The 13,577-nt window shown below is 70.2% G+C and carries 7 protein-coding genes; all 7 read left to right on the forward strand.

All coding sequences use genetic code 11. The features are described 5' to 3' along the window. Positions 1-31 precede the first annotated feature (31 nt). The 7 genes from ACFQZ6_RS26140 to ACFQZ6_RS26170 all read left to right on the forward strand — a co-directional run bounded on the left by ACFQZ6_RS26140 (position 32) and on the right by ACFQZ6_RS26170 (position 13,485). On the forward strand, positions 32-5,488 hold the full coding sequence (locus ACFQZ6_RS26140; protein ID WP_381613284.1) for a HAMP domain-containing protein: 5,457 nt from the start codon (positions 32-34) through the stop codon (positions 5,486-5,488). 307 nt (positions 5,489-5,795) lie between these two features. Continuing rightward, positions 5,796-6,464: a response regulator gene (locus tag ACFQZ6_RS26145; protein ID WP_381613287.1), complete on the forward strand. Its 669-nt coding sequence runs from the start codon at positions 5,796-5,798 to the stop codon at positions 6,462-6,464. Between the two features lie 155 nt (positions 6,465-6,619). Next, positions 6,620-9,355, forward strand: coding sequence for a DNA translocase FtsK (locus tag ACFQZ6_RS26150; RefSeq protein WP_381613290.1), 2,736 nt, complete (start codon positions 6,620-6,622; stop codon positions 9,353-9,355). A 283-nt stretch (positions 9,356-9,638) separates the two neighbouring features. Next, positions 9,639-10,484, forward strand: coding sequence for a helix-turn-helix domain-containing protein (locus ACFQZ6_RS26155; RefSeq protein ID WP_381613293.1), 846 nt, complete (start codon positions 9,639-9,641; stop codon positions 10,482-10,484). Positions 10,485-10,577: 93 nt separating this feature from the next. After that, on the forward strand, positions 10,578-12,062 hold the full coding sequence (gene rimO / locus ACFQZ6_RS26160) for a 30S ribosomal protein S12 methylthiotransferase RimO (protein WP_381613296.1): 1,485 nt from the start codon (positions 10,578-10,580) through the stop codon (positions 12,060-12,062). Then, a complete protein-coding gene (pgsA, locus tag ACFQZ6_RS26165; protein ID WP_381613299.1) occupies positions 12,059-12,943 on the forward strand; it encodes a CDP-diacylglycerol--glycerol-3-phosphate 3-phosphatidyltransferase in 885 nt (294 codons plus the stop codon). The genes rimO and pgsA overlap by 4 nt, the downstream gene beginning before the upstream one ends. After that, the gene (locus tag ACFQZ6_RS26170; protein ID WP_381613302.1) at positions 12,940-13,485 is read left to right on the forward strand and encodes a CinA family protein; all 546 of its coding nucleotides are present in this window, start codon (positions 12,940-12,942) and stop codon (positions 13,483-13,485) included. The genes pgsA and ACFQZ6_RS26170 overlap by 4 nt, the downstream gene beginning before the upstream one ends. Positions 13,486-13,577: the final 92 nt, after the last annotated feature.

The raw sequence follows: 13,577 nt of genomic DNA on the forward strand, positions 1-13,577 counted from the left end.
AGTGATGGTCGACCCCTGCGGGAGGGACACAGTGGAGTCTGGCGCAGCGACGCGGGGCACGAAGGCGCGCGCGAAGGGCGGACGGTCCCTGGGCGGTCGGAACGGGACCACCGAGGTCGACACGGCTTCCCTGAACCGGTTGCTGGCGGCTCTGGTGGCGATGCGGGACGGCAACTTCCGCAAGCGCCTCACGGTGTCAGGCGACGGCGTGATGTCGGAGATCGCCGCCGTGTACAACGAGGTGGCGGACCGCAATCTCCACCTCACGGGTGAGCTGTCGCGCGTACGTCGCATGGTGGGGCGTGAGGGAAAACTCACGGAGCGGCTGGAGACGGGCGCCAGTGAGGGGTCCTGGGCGGCGGCGATCGACGCGTCCAACGCGCTGGTCGACGACCTGGTGTGGCCGGTGTCCGAGGTCAGCCGGGTGCTGTCGGCGGTCGCGGACGGTGATCTGTCGCCGCGGATGGACCTGCGGACGCAGGCGCCGGACGGGACCGGGCATCCGCTGCGGGGCGAGTTCCTGAAGGTCGGGCGGACGGTCAACAACCTGGTCGACCAGTTGTCGACGTTCACCGACGAGGTCACGCGGGTGGCCAGCGAGGTCGGCACCGAGGGCAAGCTGGGCGGGCAGGCCCGGGTGCGCGGGATGTCGGGTTCGTGGAAGGACCTGACCGAGTCCGTCAACACGATGGCGTACCGGCTGACGGCGCAGGTGCGGGACATCGCGCTGGTGACGACGGCGGTCGCGAAGGGTGATCTGTCCCGGAAGGTCACGGTTCACGTGGCCGGGGAGATGCTGGAGCTGAAGGAAACCGTCAACACGATGGTGGACCAGCTCTCGGCGTTCTCCTCCGAGGTGACCCGGGTCGCGCGCGAGGTGGGCACCGAGGGTGAGCTGGGCGGTCAGGCGCAGGTGCCCGGGGTGGCCGGGGTGTGGAAGGAGCTGACCGACTCCGTCAACACCATGGCCGGGAACCTGACGGCCCAGGTGCGCGGGATCGCCGAGGTGACGACGGCGGTGGCCAGCGGTGATCTGTCGCGGAAGGTGACCGTGCCCGCGCGGGGCGAGGTCGCGCAGCTCGCCGAGACGATCAACCAGATGACCGAGACGCTGCGGATCTTCGCGGACGAGGTCACGCGGGTGGCCAACGAGGTCGGTGGCGAGGGGCGGCTCGGCGGGCAGGCGAACGTGCCGGGGGCGGCCGGGACGTGGAAGGACCTGACGGACTCCGTCAACACCGTCTTCCGGAACCTGACCACGCAGGTGCGGGACATCGCCACGGTCACCATGGCGGTCGCGGGCGGTGACCTGTCGCAGAAGGTCACCGTGGACGTGGCCGGGGAGATGCTGGAGCTGAAGAACACCGTCAACGGGATGGTGGACCAGCTTTCCGCGTTCGCGGCCGAGGTCACGCGCGTGGCGCGCGAGGTCGGTGTCGAGGGTGAGCTGGGCGGTCAGGCGCAGGTGCCGGGGGCGGCGGGGACGTGGAAGGACCTGACGGACTCCGTCAACACCGCGTTCCGCAACCTCACCGGTCAGGTGCGCAACATCGCCCAGGTGACGACGGCGGTGGCCAACGGCGACCTGTCGCAGAAGGTCACCGTCGACGTGTCCGGCGAGATGCTCCAGCTCAAGAACACCGTGAACACGATGGTGGACCAGCTCTCGTCGTTCGCGGAGCAGGTCACGCGGATGGCGCGGGACGTGGGCACCGAGGGGCGCCTCGGCGGGCAGGCGCGGGTGGACGGCGTGTCCGGCACCTGGAAGGAACTGACGGATTCGGTCAACTTCATGGCCGGAAACCTCACGTCCCAGGTGCGGCAGATCGCCCAGGTGACGACGGCGGTGGCGCGCGGTGACCTGTCGCAGAAGATCGACGTCGACGCGCGCGGGGAGATCCTGGAGCTGAAGAACACCATCAACACGATGGTCGACCAGCTCTCCGCCTTCGCGGACCAGGTGACCCGGGTGGCCCGTGAGGTGGGCACCGAGGGGCGCCTCGGCGGGCAGGCGCAGGTGCCGGGCGTCGCGGGCGTGTGGCGGGACCTGACGGACTCCGTGAACGGCATGGCGTCCAACCTGACCGGTCAGGTCCGCAACATCGCGCAGGTCGCCACCGCGGTGGCGCGCGGTGACCTGTCCCAGAAGATCACCGTGGACGCGCGCGGGGAGATCCTGGAGCTGAAGAACACCCTGAACACGATGGTGGACCAGCTCTCGTCGTTCGCCGAAGAGGTCACGCGGGTGGCCCGTGAGGTGGGTACCGAGGGCATCCTCGGCGGTCAGGCCGAGGTGCAGGGGGTCTCCGGCACCTGGAAGGACCTCACGCAGTCCGTGAACTTCATGGCGAACAACCTGACCATCCAGGTCCGCAACATCGCCGAGGTCACGACCGCGGTCGCCAAGGGCGACCTGTCGAAGAAGATCACTGTCGACGCCAAGGGCGAGATCCTCGAACTGGTGACGACCGTCAACACGATGGTCGACCAGCTCTCGTCCTTCGCGGAGCAGGTCACGCGCGTGGCGCGCGAGGTGGGCACCGAGGGCATCCTCGGCGGGCAGGCGCACGTGCCCGGCGTCGTGGGCATCTGGAAGGACCTCAGCGACAACGTCAACCTGATGGCCAAGAACCTGACCGTGCAGGTGCGGAACATCTCCCAGGTCGCGGCGGCGGTCGCCAACGGCGATCTGACGCGGACGGTGACGATCGAGGCGCGCGGTGAGGTGGCGCAGCTCGCCGACACCTTCAACACCATGGTGAAGACGCTGAGTTCGTTCGCGGAGCAGGTCACCAAGGTGGCCCGCGAGGTGGGCACGGACGGCATCCTGGGCGGGCAGGCGCACGTACCGGGCGTGGCGGGCACCTGGAAGGACCTCACCGAGTCGGTGAACCAGATGGCGTCCAACCTGACCGGTCAGGTGCGCAACATCGCCATGGTGACCACGGCCATCGCCAAGGGTGACCTGACGAAGAAGATCGACATCGACGCGCGCGGGGAGATCCTCGAACTCAAGACGACCATCAACACCATGGTCGACCAGCTCTCCTCGTTCGCCGAGGAGGTCACCCGCGTGGCCCGTGAGGTGGGCACCGAGGGACAGCTCGGCGGACAGGCACGCGTGCGTGACGTGGACGGCACCTGGCGGGACCTGACCGAGTCCGTGAACGAGATGGCCGGGAACCTGACCCGGCAGGTGCGCGCCATCGCGCGCGTGGCGACCGCGGTGACCCGGGGCGACCTCAACCTCAAGATCGATGTGGACGCCTCCGGGGAGATCCAGGAACTCCAGGACTACATCAACAAGATGATCGCCAACCTGCGCGACACCACGATCGCCAACAAGGAGCAGGACTGGCTGAAGGGCAACCTCGCGCGGATCTCCGCCCTGATGCAGGGCCGCCGGGACCTGGAGGACGTCGCCTCGCTGATCATGAGCGAGCTGACGCCGGTGGTGTCCGCGCAGCACGGCGCGTTCTTCGTCGCCATGACGACGGGCGACGGCCAGGACCAGGGCACGGACGGCGACGACCGCTACGAGCTGCGGATGCTGGGGTCGTACGGCTACTCCATGGGGTCCATGCCGACGTCGTTCGCGCCGGGTGAGGCGCTCGTGGGCACGGCGGCCGAGGAGAAGCGCACGATCCTGGTGGACAACGCGCCCAGCGGCTACCTGAAGATCTCCTCGGGGCTCGGGGAGGCGCCGCCCGCGCAGGTGATCGTGTTGCCGGTGCTGTTCGAGGGGAAGGTGCTCGGCGTCATCGAGCTGGCGTCGTTCACGCCGTTCACGCAGATCCAGAAGGACTTCCTCAACCAGATCGCCGAGATGATCGCGACGAGCGTCAACACCATCTCCGTGAACACCAAGACCGAGGTGCTGCTGAAGCAGTCGCAGGAGCTGACCGAGCAGCTTCGGCTGCGCTCGGCGGAGCTGGAGCAGCGGCAGAAGGCCCTCCAGGCGTCCAACGCGGAGCTGGAGGAGAAGGCCGAGCTGCTCGCCCAGCAGAACCGCGACATCGAGGTGAAGAACACCGAGATCGAGGAGGCCCGGCAGGTCCTGGAGGAGCGCGCCGAGCAACTGGCCGTCTCCATGCGGTACAAGAGCGAGTTCCTCGCCAACATGTCGCACGAGCTGCGTACGCCGCTGAACTCGCTGCTGATCCTCGCCAAGCTGCTCGCCGACAACGCGGACGGCAACCTCACCCCGAAGCAGGTGGAGTTCGCCGAGACCATCCACGGCGCGGGCTCCGACCTGCTCCAGCTCATCAACGACATCCTCGACCTGTCGAAGGTCGAGGCGGGCAAGATGGACGTCTCCCCGACGCGGATCGCGCTCGTCCAGCTCGTGGACTACGTGGAGGCCACCTTCCGGCCGCTGACCGCGGAGAAGGGCCTGGACCTGTCGGTGCGGGTCTCCCCGGAGCTGCCCGCCACCCTGCACACTGACGAGCAGCGGCTGCTCCAGGTGTTGCGCAACCTGCTGTCGAACGCGGTGAAGTTCACCGACTCCGGGTCGGTGGAGCTGGTCATCAGGCCCGCGCGGGACGACGTTCCGCAGGCGATCCGGGAGCAGTTGCTGGAGGCCGGTTCGCTGACCGACCCGGAGGCGGAGCTGATCGCGTTCTCGGTGACGGACACCGGGATCGGCATCGCGGCCAGCAAGATGCGGGTGATCTTCGAGGCGTTCAAGCAGGCCGACGGCACCACCAGCCGCAAGTACGGCGGCACCGGCCTCGGACTGTCCATCTCGCGCGAGATCGCGCAACTGCTCGGCGGCGAGATCCACGCGCAGAGCGAGCCGGGCCGCGGTTCGACGTTCACGCTGTACCTGCCGCTGCACCCGAGCGAGCTGCCCCCGCACGGCTACCAGCAGCCCGTCGCGGCCCTGGACCCCGGGGACCTGATCGTGCCCCAGGGGCTGTCCGGCGTGGAGATCGAGACCCCGGCCGAGGTGAAGTCGTACCGCGAGACCCAGAACGGCGCGGCGGCCCTGTTCCGGCGGCGGCGCCGGGCGGCGGCGGCCGAGCCCCTCGCGCTGCCGCAGGGGCAGCCCGAGCAGTGGGCCGAGGGCGAGCTGGAGGGGGAGCCGCAGTCGGTGCGGGGCATGAGGTTCGGCGGCGAGAAGGTGCTCATCGTCGACGACGACATCCGCAACGTGTTCGCGCTGACCAGCGTCCTGGAGCAGCACGGCCTGTCGGTGCTGTACGCCGAGAACGGGCGCGAGGGCATCGAGGTGCTGGAGCAGCACGACGACGTGGCGGTCGTCCTGATGGACATCATGATGCCGGAGATGGACGGCTACGCGACGACCACGGCGATCCGGCGGATGCCGCAGTTCGCCGGGCTGCCGATCATCGCGCTGACCGCGAAGGCGATGAAGGGCGACCGGGAGAAGGCCATCGAGTCCGGCGCCTCGGACTACGTGACCAAACCGGTCGACCCGGACCACCTGCTGTCCGTGATGACGACGTGGATGCGGCAGGAGTGAAGGTGCCGTTCGGGGTCGGTGCAGGTGCGGCGGAAACCCTCGACAAGTGCGCGAAGTTGTTGACTCAGTGTGGTGGAGGGTGTGTGGAAGCGCGTGATTCGGGGAACCTTCTGGTCTCCCGCTACGTTTCTGCTACGTGCACAGTGACATCGCGGTGACAGGGTGTGGCGACAGGCGGGGTGCGGCTACGATGACCGGCACGAGGACGGGCGGCGCAAGGGAGTCGTCCCCTGGGGTGGCGCCGGGCGGTGCCGCGCCAAGTCCTGCGGACAGGGGAGGCCCCACGCCGGGGCGAGGAGGGCGGGCCATGGTGCAGAAGGCCAAGATCCTCCTGGTCGATGACCGGCCGGAGAATCTGCTGGCGCTGGAGGCGATCCTCTCTGCGCTCGATCAGACGCTGGTGCGGGCATCGTCCGGGGAGGAAGCGCTCAAAGCACTGCTCACGGACGACTTCGCGGTCATCCTGCTGGATGTGCAGATGCCGGGGATGGACGGCTTCGAGACCGCCGCGCACATCAAGCGGCGGGAGCGGACCCGGGACATCCCGATCATCTTCCTCACCGCGATCAACCACGGACCGCACCACACCTTCCGCGGCTACGCGGCGGGCGCGGTCGACTACATCTCCAAGCCGTTCGACCCGTGGGTGCTGCGGGCCAAGGTCTCCGTGTTCGTCGAGCTGTACATGAAGAACTGCCAGCTCCGCGAGCAGGCGGCGCTGCTGCGGCTGCAGTTGGAGGGCGGCGGCAAGACAGGCGTCGGCGGCGGCAGCAAGGAGCAGTCGGCCGGTCTGCTGGCCGAGCTGTCGGCGCGCCTCGCGGCGGTCGAGGAGCAGGCCGAGGCGCTGTCCAAGCAGCTCGACGACGAGTCGGCGGACGCGGCGGCGGTGGCGACGGCCGCGCACCTGGAGCGTAAACTCACCGGCCTGCGGCGGGCGTTGGACGCACTGGAGCCCGGCGTCGGCGGCACCGCCTAGCCGCCGTCGCGGAACCGGCGCCGCCCGCCCACGCGTTGGTCGGGCGGGCGTCCGGGGGCGTCGTGGTGGGTGGGCGTCAGCTTCGGGGCGCCGGGGGTGCGACACGAATGGGTGAAGCGGTGTCGGGTCGCGGGCGCACCGGTAACCTCACACCTATGGCCTCACGTCCCTCCGCAGCCAAGAAGCAGCCCGCGAAGAAGGCCGCCGCTTCCCCGAAGGCTCCGGCGAAGAAGGCCGCCGCCAAGAAGCCCCCCGCGAAGAAGGCGCCCGCCAAGAAGGCCGCGGCCAAGAAGGCGGCCCCGCCGAAACCGGCGCCGAACCCGACCGGCGGCGTCTACCGCCTCGTACGCGCCGTCTGGCTCGGCCTCGCGCACGCCGTCGGGGCGGTGTTCCGCGGCATAGGGCAGGGCGCCCGCAACCTCGACCCCGCGCACCGCAAGGACGGCGTCGCGCTGCTGCTGCTCGCGCTGTCCCTGATCGTCGCCGCGGGCACCTGGTCCAACCTGCGCGGCCCCGTCGGCGACCTCGTCGAGATGCTGGTCACCGGCGCCTTCGGACGGCTCGACCTGCTGGTGCCGATCCTGCTCACGGTGATCGCCGTACGGTTCATCCGGCACCCGGAGAAGCCCGAGGCCAACGGGCGGATCGTCATCGGCCTGTCCGCGCTCGTCATCGGCGTCCTCGGGCAGGTGCACATCGCCTGCGGCTCGCCCGCCCGCAGCGACGGGATGCAGTCCATAAGGGACGCCGGGGGGCTCATCGGGTGGGCCGCGGCCACCCCGCTGAACTTCACCATGGGCGAGGTGCTCGCCGTACCGCTGCTGGTGCTGCTGACGGTCTTCGGACTGCTGGTCGTCACGGCCACCCCGGTCAACGCCATCCCGCAGCGGCTGCGCCAGCTCGGGGTGCGGCTCGGGCTGCTGCCCGACCCCGAGGCGGCGGACGACGACCCGCTCGGCGAGGACGACGCGCGCTACGACGAGCAGTGGCGCGAGGCGCTGCCCGCGCGCGGCCGTCGACGTGCCCCGGCCCCGGAGGTCCACGACCCCGACCAGGCCGAGCAGGAGGCCCTCTCGCGGCGTCGCGGCCGCCCCCGGAGGTCCGCGGTACCGCAGCCCGACATGGAGCGTCAGATGGACGCCGTGGACGTCGCCGCGGCTGCCGCCGCCGCGCTCGACGGGGCGGTGCTGCACGGGATGCCGCCCTCCCCGGTCGTCGCCGACCTCACCCAGGGGGTCGGCGCCGGCGACCGCGAGGAGACCACCCCGACGCCGACGCCCGTCCCGGCCGCGCGCCCCCAGCAGGAGAAGCTGAAGCCGCGCCAGCTCAAGGCGGAGGTCCCCGACCTCACCAAGACCCCGCCGCCGGACACGCGCGAACTGCCGCCGCGCGCCGAGCAGCTCCAGCTCTCCGGCGACATCACCTACGCGCTGCCGTCCCTGGACCTCCTCACGCGCGGGGGCCCCGGCAAGGCGCGCAGCGCCGCCAACGACGCCATCGTCGAGTCGCTCACCACCGTCTTCACCGAGTTCAAGGTCGACGCCCGGGTGACCGGCTTCACGCGCGGGCCGACGGTCACCCGCTACGAGGTGGAGCTGGGCCCCGCCGTGAAGGTGGAGCGGATCACCGCGCTGACCAAGAACATCGCCTACGCCGTCGCCAGCCCGGACGTACGCATCATCAGCCCCATCCCCGGCAAGTCCGCGGTCGGCATCGAGATCCCCAACACCGACCGCGAGATGGTCAACCTCGGTGACGTGCTGCGGCTCGCGGAGTCCGCCGAGGACGACGACCCGATGCTGGTCGCCTTCGGCAAGGACGTCGAGGGCGGCTACGTCATGCACTCGCTGGCGAAGATGCCGCACATGCTGGTCGCCGGTGCCACCGGGTCCGGCAAGTCGTCCTGCATCAACTGCCTGATCACCTCGGTGATGATGCGGGCGACCCCGGAGGACGTCCGGATGATCCTCGTCGACCCCAAGCGGGTCGAGCTGACCGCCTACGAGGGCATCCCGCACCTGATCACGCCCATCATCACCAACCCGAAGCGGGCCGCCGAGGCGCTCCAGTGGGTCGTACGCGAGATGGACCTCAGGTATGACGACCTGGCCGCCTACGGCTACCGGCACATCGACGACTTCAACCGCGCGGTGCGCGAGGGCAAGGTCAAGCCCCCGGAGGGCAGTGAGCGGGAGCTGCAGCCGTACCCGTACCTGCTGGTCATCGTGGACGAGCTGGCCGACCTGATGATGGTCGCGCCGCGCGACGTCGAGGACGCGATCGTGCGGATCACGCAGCTCGCGCGGGCGGCCGGTATCCACCTGGTGCTGGCCACGCAGCGGCCGTCGGTGGACGTGGTCACCGGTCTGATCAAGGCGAACGTGCCGTCCCGGCTGGCGTTCGCCACCTCCTCGCTCGCCGACTCGCGCGTGATCCTCGACCAGCCCGGCGCCGAGAAGCTGATCGGCAAGGGCGACGGCCTGTTCCTGCCGATGGGCGCGAACAAGCCGACCCGGATGCAGGGCGCCTTCGTGACCGAGGAAGAGGTCGCGGTGGTCGTCCAGCACTGCAAGGACCAGATGGCGCCCGTCTTCCGGGACGACGTCGTCGTGGGCACCAAGCAGAAGAAGGAGATCGACGAGGAGATCGGCGACGACCTCGACCTGCTGTGCCAGGCGGCCGAGCTGGTGGTCTCCACGCAGTTCGGGTCGACCTCCATGCTCCAGCGCAAGCTGCGGGTCGGCTTCGCCAAGGCCGGGCGGCTGATGGACCTGATGGAGTCGCGGAACATCGTCGGGCCCAGCGAGGGGTCCAAGGCGCGTGACGTTCTGGTCAAGCCCGACGAGCTGGACGGTGTGCTGGCGGTCATCCGTGGGGAGGATGGTGCGTAGGGAGACGGTTGCCCGGCCCGGGTCGCGTGGCGGGGCGGTCGCGCGAACGGCGGACGGGGTTTCGGCCGGATGCGGGATCGTGACTCACCCGTAAGGGAGTAGTGAGCAACCGTTTCCCTGGGTCGCACGTCAAGTTGAGGGAAGCGAAAAGCATCTCACGCACCATCGGCATGACCGGCCATTCCGATGGCGTACAAAGTCCCTCCGCCCGGTTGCCCCACCCTTTCGCACCCCCCCTAGACTGAACCTCCAGCAGGTGGCTACACGCTCGAAAGGCGCCCCCGTGTCCATCGGCAACTCCCCTGAAGACGAGCGTCCGTTCGAAGGCGTTCCCCAGGAAGAAGCCCGCCCCTCCATCGGCCATACCCTGAAGCAGGCGCGCCTCGCGGCCGGGCTGACCGTCGACGACGTCAGTGCCGCCACCCGGGTCCGTATCGTCATCGTGCACGCGATCGAGGCCGACGACTTCGCCCCCTGCGGCGGGGACGTCTACGCCCGCGGTCACATCCGGACCCTCGCCAAGGCCGTCCACCTCGACCCGGGCCCGCTGCTAGAGCAGTACGACGCCGACCACGGCGGGCGCCCCGCACCCACCCCGGCCGCACCCATGTTCGAGGCGGAGCGCATCCGTCCCGAGCGCCGGGGACCGAACTGGACCGCGGCCATGGTCGCGGCGATCGTCGCCGTCGTGGGCTTCGTTGCGTTCACCGCGTTCAAGGGCGACGCCGACGGCGGCGGCTCAAACCAGCAGGTCGCTGAGGGCGGCGCGCCCGAGCAGAGCACCTCGCCGTCGCCGAGCGCCACGACCAAGAAGCCCGCCGACCCCAAGCCGGACCCGACCGAGAGCGCCATCGCCGCGGCGCCCCGCGACAAGGTCACCGTCCAGGTCGCCGCGGTCGACGGCCGTAGCTGGATCTCGGCCAAGGACCACAACGGCCGACTCCTCTTCGACGGACTGCTCGAACAGGGCGACTCCAAGACCTTCCAGGACAGCTCCAAGGTCAACCTCGTCCTCGGCGACGCCGGGGCGATCGAGCTGCACGTCAACGGCAAGAAGATCGAGGACGACTTCCAGCCCGGCGCCGTCGAGCGGCTGACGTACACCAAGGGCGACCCGCAGGTCGGCTAGCCCGTGGTCCGCGACGCGGGGCTGGACGCGCTCTTGAGGGCGGGCCAGCCCCGTCGACGTGGGCTGTCAGTCGGACAAAGTAGTCTTGAGCCCATGCCTGAACGCCGTACCGTCGCACTGGTCACCCTTGGCTGCGCCCGTAACGAGGTGGACTCGGAGGAGCTGGCAGGCCGTTTGGAGGCGGACGGCTGGCAGCTCGTCGAGGACGCCGAGGAAGCGGACGTCGCCGTCGTCAACACCTGCGGATTCGTCGAGGCCGCCAAGAAGGACTCCGTCGACGCCCTCCTGGAGGCCAACGACCTCAAGGGCCACGGCAGAACCCAGGCCGTCGTGGCGGTGGGCTGCATGGCCGAGCGGTACGGCAAGGAGCTGGCCGAGGCCCTCCCCGAGGCGGACGGCGTGCTCGGCTTCGACGACTACGCCGACATCTCCGACCGGCTCCAGACCATCCTGAACGGCGGCATCCACGCCGCGCACACCCCGCGCGACCGGCGCAAGCTGCTGCCGATCAGCCCCGCCGAGCGGCAGGAGTCGGCGGCGGAGGTCGCGCTCCCCGGGCACGGCCCGCTTGACCTCCCCGAGGGTGTCGCCCCGGCCTCCGGCCCGCGCGCGCCCCTGCGCCGCAGGCTGGACGGCTCACCCGTCGCCTCCGTGAAGCTGGCCTCCGGCTGCGACCGGCGCTGCTCCTTCTGCGCCATCCCGTCCTTCCGCGGCTCCTTCATCTCCCGCCGCCCCAGCGACGTCCTGAACGAGACGCGCTGGCTGGCCGAGCAGGGCGTCAAGGAGATCATGCTGGTCTCCGAGAACAACACCTCCTACGGCAAGGACCTCGGCGACATCCGCCTGCTGGAGTCGCTGCTGCCCGAGCTGGCCGACGTCGACGGCATCGAGCGGGTGCGGGTCAGCTACCTCCAGCCCGCCGAGATGCGGCCCGGCCTGATCGACGTACTGACCTCCACCCCGAAGGTCGCCCCCTACTTCGACCTGTCCTTCCAGCACTCCGCGCCCGGCGTGCTGCGCGCCATGCGCCGCTTCGGTGACACCGACCGCTTCCTGGAGCTGCTGGACACCATCCGCTCCAAGGCGCCCGACGCCGGGGTGCGCTCCAACTTCATCGTCGGCTTCCCCGGCGAGAGCGAGGCCGACCTGGCCGAGCTGGAGCGCTTCCTGAACGGCGCGCGGCTGGACGCCATCGGTGTCTTCGGCTACTCCGACGAGGAGGGTACCGAGGCCGCGACGTACGACAACAAGCTCGACGAGGACGTCGTCGCCGAGCGGCTCGCCCACATCTCCCGGCTGGCCGAGGAACTGGTCTCGCAGCGCGCCGAGGAGCGCCTCGGGGAAACCGTGCGGGTGCTCGTGGAGTCCGTCGACCCCGAGGAGGGTGTGTACGGCCGGGGTGCGCACCAGGCGCCGGAGACGGACGGGCAGGTGCTGCTCACCAGCGGCGCGGGCCTGCGCGTCGGCCGTATGGTCGAGGCGAAGGTGGTCGGCACGGAGGGCGTCGACCTGGTGGCCGAGCCCCTGCGGGGCACGCTCGTCGGCGGGCCCGGCGGCAGTGAGGAGGCGGGCAGATGACCGGAGTACCGGCGTCCGCCGCGGGCGGCTCCTCGCGGGCGCAGTCCGTCGGCGGGTCGCCGAAGGCGGGCGGGACCTCGGGGGGCGGCGGGGCGTCGAAGGCAGCCGCCAAGGCCAAGGGGGCGGCTGCCGCGGAGGCCGTGCAGGGGGCTGCCGCTTCTGATGCCGGGGCCGGTGCTGCTGGTGTTGGTGCTTCTGATGCTGGTGCTGGTGCTCGTGCTGGTGCTGCTGCTGGTGCGCAGGACGACGGGCGTCCGGCGCGGGGGGCGAAGCTGGCCGCCGCCGCGGTCAACCAGGCCAGCGTCTGGAACATCGCCAACCTGCTGACCATGCTCCGGCTGCTGCTCGTGCCCGGCTTCATCGCGCTGATGCTGGCCGACGGCGGGTACGACCCGGCCTGGCGGTCGTTCGCGTGGGCGGCCTTCGCCATCGCCATGATCACCGACCTGTTCGACGGTCACCTCGCGCGGACGTACAACCTCGTCACCGACTTCGGCAAGATCGCGGACCCCATCGCCGACAAGGCGATCATGGGCGCGGCGCTGATCTGCCTGTCCGCCCTCGGTGATCTGCCGTGGTGGGTCACGGCGGTGATCCTCGGGCGGGAACTCGGGATCACGCTGCTGCGTTTCCTGGTCATCCGGTACGGCGTCATCCCGGCGAGCCGGGGCGGCAAGCTCAAGACCCTCACCCAGGGCGTGGCCGTGGGGATGTACGTGCTGGCACTGACGGGGTGGCTGGCGACCCTGAGGTTCTGGGTGATGGCCGCGGCGGTCGTCCTGACGGTCGTCACCGGGCTTGACTATGTGAGACAGGCCATTGTGCTGCGCAGGCGGGGAATCGCGGAGCGCAAGGCCGCGTTGGAGGAGACGGAAGGGTGAGTTCCACGGCCGCCGACGTCGTGCGACTACTCAGCGTGAAGGACGGCACGGTCGCCGTCGCCGAGTCGCTGACGGGGGGCCTGGTGGCCGCGGAGATCACCGCGGTGCCGGGGGCGTCAAAGGTGTTCCGGGGCTCGGTGACCGCGTACGCCACCCCCCTCAAGCACGAGCTGCTCGGGGTCGACGCCGACCTGCTGGAGCGGCGCGGGGCGGTGGACGCGCAGGTCGCGGCCCAGATGGCCGCCGGAGCGCGGAAGCTCCTCGGCGCCGACTGGGGTCTGGCGACGACCGGCGTGGCCGGTCCCGACCCGCAGGACGGGCAGCCCGTCGGCACGGTCTTCGTCGCCGTGGCGGGGCCCGTGGGACCGGATTCCGGTTCCGCCGGTGGCGGAAAAGTGCGGGCGCTGCGGTTGAACGGCGACCGGGCGGAAATTCGTAGAGAGAGTGTACGGAGCGTACTCGCCCTGTTGATCGAAGAGCTTACGGGCGAACAGACCGGGAATGAGCGGGCACAGGATACGGAACAGAACGGGGGGTTTTGATGTTTGCAGCCCTGAGTGAACACGACATCGCTCCCCGCACGGCCGCGGCGCGAGGCGGTACGGTGGGGCGTGAAGGATGCGGCTACGCGGTC

It is taken from the genome of Streptomyces flavalbus, assembly GCF_042674625.1.
Lineage (GTDB): Bacteria > Actinomycetota > Actinomycetes > Streptomycetales > Streptomycetaceae > Streptomyces > Streptomyces flavalbus.